The 14993-nt window shown below is 58.6% G+C and carries 15 protein-coding genes; 12 read left to right on the forward strand and 3 right to left on the reverse strand.

All coding sequences use genetic code 11. The features are described from left to right. The first annotated feature begins 135 nt into the window (after positions 1–135). The 7 genes from ACIPIN_RS15610 to ACIPIN_RS15640 all read left to right on the forward strand — a co-directional run bounded on the left by ACIPIN_RS15610 (position 136) and on the right by ACIPIN_RS15640 (position 8424). Positions 136–1395, forward strand: a complete 1260-nt coding sequence (locus ACIPIN_RS15610; RefSeq protein WP_401120003.1) for an AGE family epimerase/isomerase — start codon at positions 136–138, stop codon at positions 1393–1395. A 116-nt stretch (positions 1396–1511) separates the two neighbouring features. Then, the gene (locus ACIPIN_RS15615; protein WP_401120004.1) at positions 1512–2804 is read left to right on the forward strand and encodes an ABC transporter substrate-binding protein; all 1293 of its coding nucleotides are present in this window, start codon (positions 1512–1514) and stop codon (positions 2802–2804) included. Between the two features lie 187 nt (positions 2805–2991). Further along, positions 2992–3900 (forward strand): carbohydrate ABC transporter permease, encoded by a 909-nt coding sequence (locus tag ACIPIN_RS15620; RefSeq protein WP_019693218.1) that lies wholly within the window; start codon positions 2992–2994, stop codon positions 3898–3900. Continuing rightward, complete coding sequence (locus tag ACIPIN_RS15625) at positions 3893–4738, forward strand: carbohydrate ABC transporter permease (protein ID WP_019693217.1); 846 nt, start codon at positions 3893–3895, stop codon at positions 4736–4738. Before ACIPIN_RS15620 ends, ACIPIN_RS15625 begins: the two co-directional genes overlap by 8 nt. Before the next feature lie 3 nt (positions 4739–4741). Then, positions 4742–5902, forward strand: a complete 1161-nt coding sequence (locus ACIPIN_RS15630; protein WP_401120006.1) for an ABC transporter ATP-binding protein — start codon at positions 4742–4744, stop codon at positions 5900–5902. A gap of 193 nt (positions 5903–6095) precedes the next feature. Beyond that, the gene (locus ACIPIN_RS15635) at positions 6096–7442 is read left to right on the forward strand and encodes a carbohydrate porin (protein WP_401120007.1); all 1347 of its coding nucleotides are present in this window, start codon (positions 6096–6098) and stop codon (positions 7440–7442) included. Between the two features lie 127 nt (positions 7443–7569). Then, a complete protein-coding gene (locus tag ACIPIN_RS15640) occupies positions 7570–8424 on the forward strand; it encodes a D-hexose-6-phosphate mutarotase (protein ID WP_401120009.1) in 855 nt (284 codons plus the stop codon). A 63-nt stretch (positions 8425–8487) separates the two neighbouring features. Here ACIPIN_RS15640 and ACIPIN_RS15645 read toward each other — a convergent pair whose 3' ends face one another. Further along, on the reverse strand, positions 8488–9057 hold the full coding sequence (locus ACIPIN_RS15645; RefSeq protein ID WP_401120010.1) for an antibiotic biosynthesis monooxygenase: 570 nt from the start codon (positions 9055–9057) through the stop codon (positions 8488–8490). Positions 9058–9248: 191 nt separating this feature from the next. Here ACIPIN_RS15645 and ACIPIN_RS15650 point away from each other — a divergent pair, with 191 nt between their 5' ends. Next, positions 9249–10226, forward strand: coding sequence for a MerR family transcriptional regulator (locus tag ACIPIN_RS15650; RefSeq protein ID WP_401120012.1), 978 nt, complete (start codon positions 9249–9251; stop codon positions 10224–10226). 3 nt (positions 10227–10229) lie between these two features. Here the strand turns inward: ACIPIN_RS15650 and ACIPIN_RS15655 are convergent, their stop codons facing one another. Together ACIPIN_RS15655 and ACIPIN_RS15660 are read right to left on the reverse strand one after the other, a co-directional pair. Then, on the reverse strand, positions 10230–10835 hold the full coding sequence (locus ACIPIN_RS15655) for a hypothetical protein (RefSeq protein WP_401120013.1): 606 nt from the start codon (positions 10833–10835) through the stop codon (positions 10230–10232). Between the two features lie 54 nt (positions 10836–10889). Next, positions 10890–11363 carry a PAS domain-containing protein gene (locus ACIPIN_RS15660; RefSeq protein WP_401120014.1) on the reverse strand — a complete coding sequence of 158 codons (474 nt, stop codon included), beginning with the start codon at positions 11361–11363 and terminating at the stop codon, positions 10890–10892. 152 nt (positions 11364–11515) lie between these two features. Here ACIPIN_RS15660 and ACIPIN_RS15665 point away from each other — a divergent pair, with 152 nt between their 5' ends. From ACIPIN_RS15665 to ACIPIN_RS15680, 4 genes are all read left to right on the forward strand, one after another. After that, positions 11516–11971, forward strand: coding sequence for a flavodoxin (locus ACIPIN_RS15665; protein WP_401120016.1), 456 nt, complete (start codon positions 11516–11518; stop codon positions 11969–11971). Between the two features lie 191 nt (positions 11972–12162). After that, positions 12163–12945 carry a class II aldolase/adducin family protein gene (locus ACIPIN_RS15670; RefSeq protein ID WP_401120017.1) on the forward strand — a complete coding sequence of 261 codons (783 nt, stop codon included), beginning with the start codon at positions 12163–12165 and terminating at the stop codon, positions 12943–12945. Then, positions 12945–13847: an alpha/beta fold hydrolase gene (locus tag ACIPIN_RS15675; RefSeq protein ID WP_401120018.1), complete on the forward strand. Its 903-nt coding sequence runs from the start codon at positions 12945–12947 to the stop codon at positions 13845–13847. The genes ACIPIN_RS15670 and ACIPIN_RS15675 overlap by 1 nt, the downstream gene beginning before the upstream one ends. A 132-nt stretch (positions 13848–13979) precedes the next feature. Beyond that, positions 13980–14891: an SDR family oxidoreductase gene (locus ACIPIN_RS15680; RefSeq protein WP_401120019.1), complete on the forward strand. Its 912-nt coding sequence runs from the start codon at positions 13980–13982 to the stop codon at positions 14889–14891. Positions 14892–14993: the final 102 nt, after the last annotated feature.

Below are 14993 nucleotides of genomic sequence, written 5' to 3' on the forward strand. Positions count from 1 at the left end.
AAGCGTCTGACCATTCAACACATCCTTTTGAACAAATGTCACAAGTCTGTGACATCACTCGCCCCCTTCGTTACCCGCGTCACCTTCGCCGTTGTTTAGACTCTTCACAGTCATAACAACAAAAAAAGGTACTCCATGGACACCTTCCAACCTGCCTACAGCAGTTGGCTGAACGCGCCTGCCCATCAGCAATGGCTGGCCGACGAAGGCCTGCGCCTGCTGGCTTTCGCCAAGGCCTCTAAGCTGCCCGAAGGCTTCGGCAATCTGGATGAATACGGTCGCCTGCCGGCCAACGCCCAGGCACACACCATGAACACCGCACGCATGACTCACAGCTTCGCCATGGCGCACATTCAGGGCTTGCCGGGATTTGCCGAGCTGGTGGATCACGGCATCAACGCCCTCAATGGCCCGCTGCGTGACGCCGAATTCGGTGGCTGGTTTGCGGCGCCCGATCACCGCGACGGCGATACCGGCAAGGCTGCTTATCTGCATGCTTTCGTGGCACTTGCGGCCAGTTCTGCGGTGGTCGCCCAAAGGCCCGGTGCACAGGCCTTGCTCAGCGATGCCATCGCGATCATCGAGCAGCATTTCTGGAGCGAAGAGGAGGGCGCGATGCGCGAATCCTTTAACCGCGACTGGAGCGAAGAGGAACCCTATCGCGGCGCCAACAGCAACATGCACGCCACCGAATCCTTTCTCGCGTTGGCCGATGTCACTCAGGACAGCCGTTGGTTGAGTCGTGCCTTGCGGATTGTCGAGCGAGTCATTCACGGGCACGCGGCGGCTAATCAGTACCTGGTGGTCGAGCATTTCGATCAGCACTGGCAACCGCTGCACGACTACAACCGGACCAATCCGGCCGACGGTTTCCGACCTTACGGCACCACGCCGGGCCATGGTTTCGAATGGTCACGACTGCTGTTGCACCTCGAAGCAGCGCGCGTGCAAGCCGGCATGTTGACCCCCGACTGGCTGGCGATCGACGCGCAACAACTCTTCGCCCACAACTGCCTTCACGGGTGGGAAGTCGATGGCGCGCCCGGCATTGTCTACACCCTCGATTGGGACAATCGCCCGGTCGTGCGCCAGCGTTTGCACTGGGTTCACTGTGAAGCCAGCGCCGCCGCCAGTGCTTTGCTCAAGCGTACCGGCGAGGCGCAGTACGAAACCTGGTATCGGCGTTTCTGGGAGTTCAGTGACAGTTGTCTGATCGACCGAATCCATGGCAGCTGGCACCACGAACTCAACCCGCAAAATCGCCCGAGCGCGCAGATCTGGGGCGGCAAACCAGACCTCTATCACGCCTGGCAAGCGGTGTTGATTCCACGCCTGCCGCTGGCGCCGAGCATGGCCAGTGCATTGGCTCAGGGCTCTACCTCGGTACTTATGTAACCATGTGGTGACATTTTGCCGTCGCTTCGTTACCTGCGAAGCGGACTACGCTGTTTAAACTCGTTTGCAGCGCAAGCACCAGACTTGCATGCATAACAACAAGAAAGGTAATTCAGATGAATGCGATTTCTCGCCTCGCCACTGTCATTTCTCTCGCCTCAATGTTTCCCCTCTGCGCCCTTGCCGCCGATTCCAAAGGTTCTGTAGAAGTCGTGCACTGGTGGACTTCGGGTGGTGAAAAAGCAGCGGTCGATGTCCTCAAGGCTCAAGTCGAAAAAGACGGCTTCACCTGGAAGGACGGTGCGGTCGCCGGCGGCGGTGGCGCTACAGCCATGACCGTACTCAAAAGTCGCGCCGTAGCGGGTAACCCGCCGGGTGTCGCGCAAATCAAAGGTCCGGATATCCAGGAGTGGGGCAGCACTGGCCTGCTCAGCACCGACGCCCTGAAAGGCGTGTCCAAAGCGGAAAACTGGGACGGCCTGCTGTCGGCCAAAGTCGCCAATACCGTCAAATACGAAGGTGATTACGTTGCGGTTCCGGTGAACATCCACCGGGTCAACTGGCTATGGATCAACCCGGCCGTCTTCAAGAAAGCCGGTATCGAAAAAGCCCCGACTACCCTCGAAGAATTCTATGCCGCTGGCGACAAACTGAAAGAAGCAGGCTTCATTGCCCTGGCCCACGGTGGTCAGCCTTGGCAGGACAGCACCGTGTTTGAAGACGTGGTGCTCTCGGTCATGGGCGCTGAGGGTTACAAGAAAGCCCTGGTCGATCTGGACCAGAAAACCCTTTCCGGTCCGGAAATGGTCAAGTCCTTCACCGAGCTTAAAAAACTCACCGGTTACATGGACCCCAATCGCGCGGGTCGTGACTGGAACATCGCTGCCGCCGACGTCATCAACGGCAAGGCTGGCATGCAGATGATGGGTGACTGGGCCAAAAGCGAATGGACCGCCGCCCATAAGGTAGCCGGCAAGGACTATCAGTGCGTGCCGTTCCCGGGCACCGAAAAAGCCTTCACCTACAACATCGACTCCCTGGCCGTGTTCAAGCTCAAGGCTGATCGCACCGGTGATATCGCCGCTCAGCAAGACCTGGCCAAGGTCGCGTTGGGTAAAGACTTCCAGAAGGTCTTCAGCATCAACAAAGGTTCGATCCCGGTTCGCACCGACATGCTCAATGACATGAGCACGCTGGGCTTCGACTCCTGCGCCCAGGCTTCGGCCAAAGACTTCCTGGCTGACGAGAAGACCGGCGGCCTGCAGCCGAGCATGGCGCACAACATGGCCACATCTCTGGCCGTGCAGGGCGCGATCTTCGATGTGGTGACCAACTTCATGAACGACAAGAGCGCTGACCCGGCCAAGGCCAGCGCCCAACTGGCATCGGCCATCAAAGCCGCCCAGTAAGTTCGTCATTCGCCGCAGGTGAACCCTGCGGCATACCCCAGATTGCGAGCCCTTGTGGGAGCGGGCTTGCTCGCGAAAGCGGACTGACATTCAACATTAATGTCGACGGTTACACCGCCTTCGCGAGCAAGCCCGCTCCCACAGGGAAACGCTGTCCGGATTTCACTACTTCACCTGGATTATCCCGATGAGCTCTGTGGCGGTTTTCAGCAAAGCCTCACCGTTCGATGCATTGCAGCGCTGGCTCCCCAAACTGGTTTTGGCGCCGAGCATGCTGATCGTCCTGGTTGGCTTTTACGGTTACATCATCTGGACATTCGTTTTGTCCTTCACCAACTCCAGCTTCATGCCGAGCTACAAGTGGGTCGGCCTGCAGCAATACGTCCGGTTGATGGAGAACGACCGCTGGTGGGTCGCGAGCAAGAACCTCGCGGTCTTCGGCGGCATGTTCATCGGCATCAGCCTGGTGCTCGGGGTGTTTCTGGCGGTGCTGCTGGATCAGCGCATTCGCAAGGAAGGCTTCATCCGCACCATCTACCTGTACCCGATGGCGCTGTCGATGATTGTCACCGGTACCGCCTGGAAATGGCTGCTCAACCCGGGCCTTGGTCTGGACAAGATGCTGCGTGACTGGGGCTGGGAAGGCTTTCGCCTGGACTGGCTGGTGGATCAGGATCGCGTGGTTTATTGCCTGGTGATCGCCGCTGTGTGGCAAGCCTCGGGCTTTGTCATGGCGATGTTTCTGGCCGGCCTGCGCGGTGTCGATCAGTCGATCATCCGTGCCGCTCAGGTCGACGGTGCGAGCCTGCCGACCATCTATTTGAAGATCGTCCTGCCGAGCCTGCGTCCGGTGTTTTTCAGCGCCTTCATGATCCTCGCGCACATCGCGATCAAGAGCTTCGACCTGGTGGCGGCGATGACCGCGGGCGGTCCGGGTTACTCCTCCGATTTGCCGGCGATGTTCATGTATTCCTTCACCTTCAGCCGTGGCCAGATGGGCATCGGTTCGGCGAGCGCGATGATGATGCTCGGCGCGATCCTGGCGATTCTGGTGCCGTACCTGTACTCCGAACTGCGAGGCAAACGCCATGAGTAATCAGCTTGGCAAACCTGCCATCAGCTTTAGCCGCATAGCGATCTACGCCACCTTATTGCTGGCCGCCGCGGTGTACCTGATTCCGCTGGTGGTGATGCTGCTGACCAGCTTCAAGTCCCCGGAAGACATCCGCACCGGTAACCTGCTGAGCTGGCCGCAAGTGATTGATGGCATTGGCTGGATCAAGGCCTGGGACGTCGTGGGCGGCTACTTCTGGAACTCGGTGAAAATCACCGTGCCGGCGGTGCTGATCTCGACCTTCATCGGTGCAATGAACGGTTATGTGTTGTCGATGTGGCGCTTCCGTGGCTCACAGCTGTTCTTCGGCCTGCTGTTGTTCGGTTGCTTCCTGCCGTTCCAGACCGTGCTGCTACCAGCCTCGTTCACTGTCGGCAAACTCGGCCTGGCCAACACCACCACGGGTCTGGTGCTGGTGCACATCGTCTACGGGCTGGCGTTCACCACGCTGTTCTTCCGTAACTACTACGTGAGCATTCCAGATGCGCTGGTGAAAGCGGCGCGGCTCGATGGCGCGGGCTTCTTCACCATCTTCGGGAAGATCCTGCTGCCGATGTCGATCCCGATCGTGATGGTCTGCCTGATCTGGCAATTCACCCAGATCTGGAATGACTTCCTGTTCGGTGTGGTCTTCGCCAGTGGCGATGCCCAGCCAATCACCGTGGCCCTGAACAACCTGGTCAACACCAGCACCGGGGTCAAGGAATACAACGTTGATATGGCGGCGGCGATGATCGCCGGGCTGCCGACACTGCTGGTCTACATATTCGCTGGCAAGTATTTCCTGCGTGGGCTGACGTCCGGCGCGGTCAAGGGGTAGAACATGGCAACTCTCGAATTACGCAACGTCAACAAGACCTACGGCAGCGGCTTGCCGGACACCCTGAAAAACATCGAACTGAAGATCGATGACGGTGAGTTCCTGATCCTCGTCGGCCCGTCCGGTTGCGGCAAGTCGACCTTGATGAACTGCATCGCCGGACTTGAAAACATCAGCGGCGGGGCGATTCTGGTGGATGACGCTGATATCAGCGGCATGAGCCCCAAGGATCGCGACATCGCCATGGTGTTCCAGTCCTACGCGCTGTACCCGACCATGAGCGTGCGCGACAACATCGCCTTTGGCCTGAAGATTCGCAAAATGCCGGCCGCCGAAATCGACGAAGAAGTTGCTCGCGTCGCCAAGCTGCTGCAAATCGAACACCTGCTCAGCCGTAAACCCGGCCAGCTCTCGGGTGGTCAGCAACAGCGCGTGGCGATGGGCCGTGCGCTGGCGCGGCGGCCGAAGATCTATCTGTTCGACGAGCCGCTGTCCAACCTCGACGCCAAGCTGCGGGTCGAGATGCGCACCGAAATGAAACTGATGCACCAGCGCCTGAAAACCACCACGGTCTATGTGACTCACGATCAGATCGAAGCCATGACCCTGGGTGACAAGGTTGCGGTGATGAAGGACGGGATCATTCAGCAATTCGGCACGCCGAAGCAGATCTACAACGACCCGGCCAACCTGTTCGTCGCAAGCTTCATCGGTTCACCACCGATGAACTTCATCCCCCTGCGTTTGCAGCGCAAGGACGGCCGTCTGTTGGCGCTGCTCGACAGCGGCCAGGCGCGTTGCGAGCTGCCGCTGGGCATGCAGGACGCCGGTCTTGAGGACCGCGAAGTGATCCTCGGCATGCGTCCGGAACAAATCGTTTTGGCGAACGGAGAGGCCAATGGTTTGCCGACCATTCGCGCCGAAGTCCAGGTCACCGAGCCGACCGGTCCCGATACCCTGGTGTTCGTCAATCTCAACGAAACCAAGGTCTGCTGCCGCCTGGCGCCGGACGTTGCGCCGGCCGTGGGCGAGACCCTGACCCTGCAATTCGATCCATCGAAAGTGCTGCTGTTCGATGCCAAGACTGGCGAACGTCTGGGGACGGCCGGTCGACCGCAAACCGAAGCGCGCGGCGACAACGTCGCTCAATTCAAAGGCAGATGAAAATCAAAAATGTGGGAGCGGGCTTGCTCGCGAAAGCGGTGTGACAGTCAACAGTAATGCTGCATGTGCTGGCCTCTTCGCGAGCAAGCCCGCTCCACAGGGGGGATTCGTGGTGGATGGGGACATCCGTCGCAACCGCTGTAAACCGCGTTAGATAAAAACAGTTAATAACAATAAAGACGAGGATGTAGGGATGAAAAAGAACAACAACGCTCAGCTTATCTGCCAATTGTCAGCTGTTGCGGTGATGACCATGGCCGGTAGCGTACACGCGGCTGACGCGTTCAGCGCCGACTCCAAGTGGATGACGGGTGACTGGGGTGGCGAGCGGACCAAGCTGATCGAACAAGGTATCGACATCAAGGCGGACTATGTCGGTGAAGTGGGCGGCAACCTCCACGGCGGCTACAACCACGACAAGACTGCGCGTTACGCCGACCAGTTTGGTCTGGGCGTGGCGCTGGACCTGCAAAAGCTGTGGGGCTGGGATAACACCCAGGCCAGGATCCAGCTCACTAACCGTAACGGTCAGAACATCTCCAATGACCGTGTCGGCGACCCGCGTGCCGGCACCTTGAGTTCCTCCCAGGAAGTCTACGGCCGTGGCCATATGGTCCGTCTGACCCAATTGTGGGTCCAGCACCAGTTCCTCGACGGTAAACTGGACGTCAAAGCCGGTTACTTCGGCGAAGGCGAAGACTTCAACACCTTTCCTTGCGAGTTCCAGAACCTGGCATTCTGCGGTTCCCAAGCGGGTAACTGGGCGACCGGTATCTGGTTCAACTGGCCGGTCATGCAGGCGGCGGTTCGCGTGAAGTACAACATCACGCCTGAGTTCTATGCGCAGATCGGCGCGTACAACCAGAACCCATCGCAACTGGAGCACGGTAACGGCTTCAAGCTCAGCGGCAGTGGTACCAAGGGCACCGTCTTGCCGGTCGAACTGGTCTGGTCGCCGAAGGTCAACGACCTGCCGGGCGAATACCGTGTCGGTTACTACAAGAGCACTGCCGACGCCAATGACGTCCGTAAAGACGACAATGGCAATGATGCAGCGACCACAGGCAAGGCCTTCCGCAGCCACGACAGCAAGCACGGCTACTGGTTTGTGGCACAGCAACAACTCACCACCCACAACGGTGACGCTTCTCGCGGTCTGAATATCGCGGCCAACGCCACTTTCCACGACAAGGACACCAACGTCGTCGACAACTACCAGTCGCTGATGTTTGTGTACAAGGGCCCATTCGACGCACGTCCAAAAGATGACGTCGGGATCGGTTTTGCCCGTATCCATGTCAACGATGACGTGAAGAAAAACGCCGAGTTGCTCAACGCCGCCAATGGTGTCACCGACTACGACAATCCGCTGTTCTCGCCACTGCGCTCCACCGAGTACAACTACGAGATCAACTACGGTTTCCACGTGACCAACTGGCTGACTGTGCGTCCTAACCTGCAATACATCACTCATCCGGGCGGTGTTGATGAAGTCGACAACGCGCTGGTGGCCGGTTTGAAAATTCAGTCGGTGTTCTAACGCAGCTGCGATAAGCTCCTCTCCATGTGCGCATTTTTGCGGACGGCCAAGGCTGTCCGCTTTTTTTTGGGGCGGCGCAACCCTGTAGCTCCTATCGGTATGGCAATGATTTTCAGGACTGCGGCACATGCATGAGCATCCGCTACAACGCTTCTTCAAATCCCTGCGCGAGCGCCCGGTGTTTGCCTGGGAGCGCTATCAGCAGCGCGAGGTGCTGGTGATCGATCATCCGCTGTGTCAGGCGGTGTTCAGTCGTCAGGGCGCGCAGTTGCTGCATTTCCAGCCCAAGGGCCAAAAGCCCTGGCTCTGGTGCGCGGCAAAGTGGCCACAGGTCGGGGCGATTCGTGGCGGCGTGCCGGTGTGCTGGCCGTGGTATGGCCGTCATCCGAGCGAAAACGCCTGGCCGTCCCATGGTTGGGCACGGCTGATCGACTGGAAGCTGATCGACAGCAGCGCCGATGACGACGGCGTACGCCTGCATTGGCAATTGCAGCTGTGTGACTGGCAGGTGGACCTGCACGCGCACTTGGGCGAGCGTATGGATTTGCGCCTGAGCACCGAACATCAGGACAGCCTGCCGTGCCAACTGAGCCATGCATTGCACGCCTATTGGCGTATAGGCGATGTTGGTGAGGTAGCGCTGTCTGGACTCGATGGCGCGCAGGGTTATGACCAGCTCAAACGTGAGTTTTGCGAGCAAAAAGGCGAGTTGCGGGTTGATGGTGGCTGTCAGCGGGTTTTCCAGCACGAGGGCGAGTTGCAGCTCAAGGATCACGCCTGGCAGCGTCAGTTGTGCATCGACACCGGTGACAGTGCCGACACGGTGGTCTGGCATCCCGGATCACGGCCGCTTCTGGGCGTGAGCTGGAATGAGATCTCGGAGTTTGTCTGCGTGGAGGCGGCCAGCGGTGGCACCGATAGCCTCAGCCTGGCGCCCGGGGAGCGGGCGCATTTGAGTTTGCAGGCGCGGGTGGGGGCTTAGCTCAAGGTGTGAGGTGGGGCTGATGAGGCTATCGCTGGCAAACAGACCGCCGCCCGGCCGCTCCTACGGGTTTTGCGTCGAAGGTTGCGAGGGTAATGGTCGCGTTGATGTGTTGTTCAACCAGCCCGCCAGCAAGTGGGTCGACAATGGAATGAAGAAGTAGACCATCAACGGCGTCAGGGCCAGGGTGCTGACGAATACACGGGTCAGCAGGCCCATGTCGCTCAGTAACGGGCCGAGTGCAAAGTTGAACAGCAGTGAGACCGGGAAAAACGCCAGCCAGATCGCCACGGCCTGTTTCCACCGGGGTGGGCGTTGCCCGACGGAACCGAACCAACCGTCGATGCCGCTGACCCGATGTTCGGAAGGGTGGGCGAACAAGTCGCTGCCGCGTCCCAGCCATGCGGTGCGCGAGGCGGAATGCTCCCAGGCATGCAGGGTCTGCTCATCGGCGAAGCGGAAGATAATCTGGAATTCGTCATCACCGGGCGGCGGAGCGAGCACGCCAGAGCCGAGATAGCCGGGAAAGTCGGTGGCCAGTTGTTCGCCTTCGCGCAGCCAGGCGATCAGGTCCTGATAACGGCCGTTGGCAACGCGGCGCGCAACCATCAGGGTGACGGGTGAGGTAGACATTGTGTATCTCCGTAGGGCAAGCACGCGGTTCCGGGTAGGAGGCGTACAAAACGCAGCACAGGGGTAGAGGGCTGCGTTTAAAAACAAGCAAGGATTATTCCTGATTTCACGCAATACACCAGAGACGTTGGTCGACTAACACTCTCTTGTACATATGACACCGTTGAGCGCTAAATGGGATCCAATCTGACATGGACGTCCCAAAACTCATGGTGGCTATCACTGAACCTCCCCAGACCTTGCAGCCTTCTCGTCTGGAAAAGCTGGAGCAAATGTTCCCGATCCGTGAAGTGGCACGCCTGACGGGCGTCAACCCAGTCACCCTGCGCGCCTGGGAGCGGCGTTACGGTTTGATTCAGCCGACACGCACCGAAAGTGGGCATCGGCTCTATTCCATGACCGATATTGAGCAGGTTCGGGGCATTCTTGGCTGGATCGGTCGGGGTGTGGCGGTCAGCAAGGTGGGCAGGATTCTGGCGAAGTCCAGCGAAGCTCTGGCGCTGTCGAGCATCATCCCGGATGAGCTGGTTCAGGCTGACTATGCGCAGTGGCAAACTCAGATCAAAGCAGCGCTCAGCCATTTTGACGATGTGGAGTTGGGGCGGATTTACGGTCAGGTATTTTCTACCTACTCACTGACGGTGACGTTCCAGGACATTTTAATGCTGTTGTGGACACAGTTACTCCAGCAGCAGGGCATGTTTGGACACACCAGCGAGTGGGTGATGCTGGACGGTTTCCTTCGTGCCAGGGTTCTCCAGCGTCTGGTTTTGTTGCGAGGTTTGCAGCCGTTACAGGTCGTCGTCGCAGGGATTGATGGATACTGCCGTGAGCTTGAGTTGCTATTGGCTGCCTTGTATTTGGGCAGTGGCGAGGTGAGCGTCAGGGTACTGGCACTGGGGCAGCCCTTTGATGAACTGACTCTGGTCTGTGAAAGGATCAAGCCGCACGCGCTGGTGTTGTTCTCCAATCAAGCGCCGACATCTGACTTCGCCCGCCGTCTGAATCGCCTGGCTATGGGCCTGGATTGCCGCCTGATGCTGGCCGGTGATTCGGCGGATCTGGCACAGGAGAGCCTGGCTGGGTCGTCGATTGGTTGTCTGGGGAGTGAAGGGGTATTGATGCAACAGCGTCTGCAGCAGTTCCTCGCGGGAACGCTTGATACCTGATACTCAGATGTGCAAGGCGGGATGTGTCAGGCGATGCTGCTGAAGGATGTACTGACGCAGGCGTTCGGTTTCATCCTTGTCGCTTTGGTTGAGCCGATAGGCGTAATAGCCGTGTTCGGTTTCTCGTTCGAAGGTCCCACGCAACGCAATACGTTCGTAGCCTGAGGGGCTGAACCACAGCGCGAAACTTTTCGGTGGCTTGGTACGGTTGCGTACTTCCAGCAAAACCCCTTTGAACGACACTTCGTGCACCCACAGTGTACCGGGCTGGCCTTTGGCATTCTCCAGAGCTACAGGCTCCTCCAGCGCCAGGCGCCAAGGACGAACCATCGGTCCGTCCTCGTAAATGCTCGGTACGCCCAGGCGCAAATGCAACGCATGAAATTCATCCTCCACCAGGTGCAGTGGAAAGGTCATTTGCTGATTTTCGAAGTGTGCCTGGATGGTTACCTGCTCATTGGCCGCCAGGCGTGTCAGCAAGTCGCGGATTTGCGAACCCCCATTAACCAGCAGGCTCGACGTCGCATCGCGAACGTTGAGCTGCGGGTTGTGCTGCATGGTCTGGATGAAATCCAGTTCATCCTGAGTCAGGAGGGCATCGCGGTGCATGGTTTGCTCGAAAGAAATAATTACAAAGTCATTGGTGATTGTAGTTAATGACCATTAATTCGACAGCTTGTTTTGACCGTTGGTCGCTTTGAGTGCCTGTAGTTCAGCTTGAACTTCGGCCAGTTGGGCCTCCAGTTGTTCCACCCGTTTTTGCGCCTTGACCTGAACGGTGACGTCTTTCTGCACGCCGACGAAATAAGTCTGCTTGTCGTTTTCGTTGTATGCCGTTGAAAGCGACAGCTCATTCCAGAAGTGCGTACCGTCCTTGCGGTAGTTACGCAGGATTTCCCGGCAGGACTTTCCGTTTTTCAGCGTTTCGCGGATTGGTTTTAGCGCGGCCTGATCGCGATCTCCGGACTGGAGAAAGCGACAGTCCTGATACAGGATTTCTTCGGCGCTGTAGCCGGTGAGTTTTTCGAAGGCGGGGTTTACGTAAATCAGGATGTTGTCTTCGCCTTCCCTTTCCGCGATTACGATTCCATCGTTTGACGCGTTGATCACCAGTTGCAGCAGCTGGGCATTGATCATCAGAAGTCCTTTCTGCGCTAAATGATGGGCTGCATTCTATGGCATGGCTGCGGGCTGTCCACTGGCCATCAGGGCTAATCGAGAGACAATCGCAGTTTTTTTACGTCAGCTGTTAATATTCCGGTCTTTTATTCAGCTTCAGGATCAGATTGATGAAAGTCGCCATCCTTTCCGGCTCGGTGTACGGCACGGCCGAAGAAGTCGCCCGGCATGCGGCCAACCTTCTCAAGGCTGCGGGTTTTGAAACCTGGCACAACCCGCGTGCAACCCTGGCGGATGTTCAGGCATTCGGCCCGGAAGCCTTTCTGGCCGTGACTTCGACCACCGGCATGGGCGAGTTACCGGACAACCTGCAACCGCTGTATTCGATGATTCGCGACCAGTTGCCCGCCGCCTGGCGCGGCTTGCCGGGGGCGGTGATCGGTCTGGGGGATGCCAGCTACGGCGACACTTTCTGCGGTGGCGGCGAACAAATGCGCGAGCTGTTCGGTGAGTTGGGTGTGCGTGAAGTGTTGCCAATGCTGCGTCTGGACGCCAGTGAAAGCGTGACTCCGGAAACCGATGCCGAACCTTGGCTGGCGGAATTGATCAGCGCGCTGCGCGGCTGACCGGGTTGTTGAACCTGTTTGCCGCGCCGCTGTTGGCCCAGGTTTTGTGACAGCGCTCACGTCATTCAGCGGGCGAAAGCTTGCTGACTCGGTAGGTCAGTAAGCTGGCTGCCAATGCAACTACACGAATCCCGACACCTGACTAGACTGCTTTCACACCCACAAAATAATAAGAAGCAGAGGTCCTTGCCGTGAGCGTAACCCCCGTTCAATCGACACCCGATGTGAAAGATCAGGTCAGTGCCGCCGAGTGGCAAACCCGTGTCGATCTGGCAGCCTGCTATCGGCTGGTGGCCCTGCAGGGTTGGGACGATCTGATCTTCACCCACATCTCGGCCAAGGTGCCGGGCACTGAAGATTTTTTGATCAATCCATTCGGGATGATGTTTCACGAAATCACCGCTTCGAGCCTGGTCAAAGTCGATCAGGCCGGTAACAAGCTGATGGACAGCCCCTACGAGATCAACCCCGCCGGTTACACCATTCACAGCGCCGTGCACGAAGTGCGTCACGACGTGGTGTGCGTGCTGCACACCCACACTGCCGCCGGTGTGGCGGTTTCCGCGCAGAAGCAGGGTGTATTGCCCATCAGCCAGCAATCGCTGTTTGTGTTGTCCAGCCTGGCGTATCACGCCTATGAAGGCGTCGCGCTCAACCACGAGGAAAAGGTTCGCCTGCAAGCCGACCTCGGTGAAAACAACTTTCTGATGCTGCACAACCACGGGTTGCTGACCTGTGGGAGCACCATTGCCGACACCTTTTTGATGATGTTCACCTTCCAGCGCGCTTGCGATATCCAGGTGCTGGCGCAGAACGGCGGGGCTGAACTGATTGCTATCGAACCGCAGATCCTCGCAGGTGCCAAGGCGATGATTGCCGGCGTGACCAAAAGTGCTCAAGGGATGGGCGGTGCGCTGGCCTGGCCGGCGTTGCTGCGCAAACTCGATCAACAAGCCCCGGGTTTCAGACTCTAATGGCACTCGCCGAGATCCCTCTGTGCGTCTGGCGCAAACGCGGCCAGAGCTTCGTGTTTCGTGGCCAGACCATTCGCTATTGGGTGGCCGGGCAAGGCGAACCGTTGCTGCTGATCCACGGTTTCCCCACCGCCAGCTGGGATTGGCATTACCTGTGGCAGCCCTTGGCCCAGCGTTATCGGGTGATCGCCTGCGACATGCTCGGTTTTGGCGACTCAGCCAAGCCAATGAACCATGAATATTGCCTGTTGGAGCAAGCCGATTTGCAGCAGGCACTGCTGGAACATGTGGGCGTCCGGCAGCCCCTGCACCTGCTGGCGCATGATTACGGTGACAGCGTGGCTCAGGAATTACTGGCGCGGCATGCTGAGGCGCGCATCGAGATTGGCAGTTGTGTGTTCCTCAACGGTGGCCTGTTCCCCGAAACTCATCGGCCGGTGTTGATGCAAAAACTGTTGCTCAGCCCGTTGGGCTGGATGATCGGGCGAGCGTTCAGTCGGGATGGACTGGTCAGGAGTTTCCGACAGATCTTTGGCCCCCAGACCCGTCCGAGTGAAAGCGAGCTGGATGATTTCTGGAGCCTGATCGACAACAATCGCGGCACCCGCATCATGCACAAACTGATCAACTATGTGCCGCAACGCCGCATGCAGCGGGATCGCTGGGTCAGGGCCATGCAAGAGGGCACCGTCCCGCTTCGGGTGATCGATGGCGAAGTCGATCCGGTTTCCGGCGGCCACATGGTCGAACGTTACCGGCAACTGATCCCCAATCCGGACACGGTGTTGCTGCCCGGGATTGGTCATTACCCACAAATCGAAGCGCCGGTTCAGGTGCTCAAACACTACCTGGCGTTTCGTGACCAGGTGGATCCCCCTGCGCTGAAAACCGCCTGTTCCTGATTCACGGATCAGCGTAAGCGCATCATCCCCCAGCCTTATCGCGCACCATTCAGCCTCAGCCCTGTTGATTGTGACCACTCGCGCGGTGCTTGACACTCGGACTCACTGTCCCTGGCCCGCTGGAGTTTGGTAATGAAAGAGTCTGTACGCTTTGAAGATAAAGTCGTGATCGTCACCGGTGCAGGCGGCGGCCTCGGGCGGGCTCATGCGCTGTTGTTCGCCAGGCAGGGCGCCAAGGTGCTGGTCAACGATCTCGGTGGCTCGGCTCAAGGTGAAGGCGCCAATGCCTCGGCTGCCGACCGCGTGGTGACAGAGATTCGTGAGGCTGGCGGCACTGCCGTGGCCAACCACGATTCGGTGACTGACGGCGACAAACTCGTGCAGCACGCTCTCGATACCTTTGGTCGTATCGATGTGGTGGTCAACAACGCAGGGATTCTGCGCGACAAGACCTTCCACAAAATGGAAGACAGCGATTGGGACCTGGTTTACCGCGTCCACGTCGAAGGCGCCTACAAAGTCACCCGCGCCGCGTGGCCGCACATGCGCGAGCAAAACTACGGTCGGGTGATCTTCACCGCCTCGACGTCTGGCATCTACGGCAATTTCGGTCAGTCCAACTACGGCATGGCCAAACTCGGTCTCTATGGCCTGACCCGAACCCTGGCCATCGAAGGCCGCAAGAACAACATCCTGGTCAACGCCATCGCACCGACGGGCGGCACGCGCATGACCGAAGGCCTGATCCCGCCGCAAGTCTTCGAACAGCTGAAACCGGAACTGGTCAGCCCGCTGGTGGTGTACCTGGCCAGCGAAAACTGCCAGGAAACCTCCGGCCTGTTCGAAGTCGGCGGTGGCTGGATAGGCAAGGTGCGCTGGGAACGCAGCCTCGGCGCGGGGTTTGATCCGCGTGAGGGGTTCTCCCCGGAGGATGTCGCCGCTCATTGGCAGCAGATTTGCGACTTCGAAGGGGCGGCGCATCCCAAGGACAACATTGAGGCGCTGAAGGAAATGATGGCGAATTTGCAGAAGTATTCGCTGTAAATCCGAGGATTATTGTCGGCGTGCGTTCAATCACCTTCGCTTGCGAACCCCCCATCGAACCCCGTGCTCACGGGGTTCTTTTTTTCGAGCCTAAAAAAGGCC

This window comes from Pseudomonas sp. NPDC087697 (assembly GCF_044743155.1).
Classification (GTDB): Bacteria; Pseudomonadota; Gammaproteobacteria; order Pseudomonadales; family Pseudomonadaceae; genus Aquipseudomonas.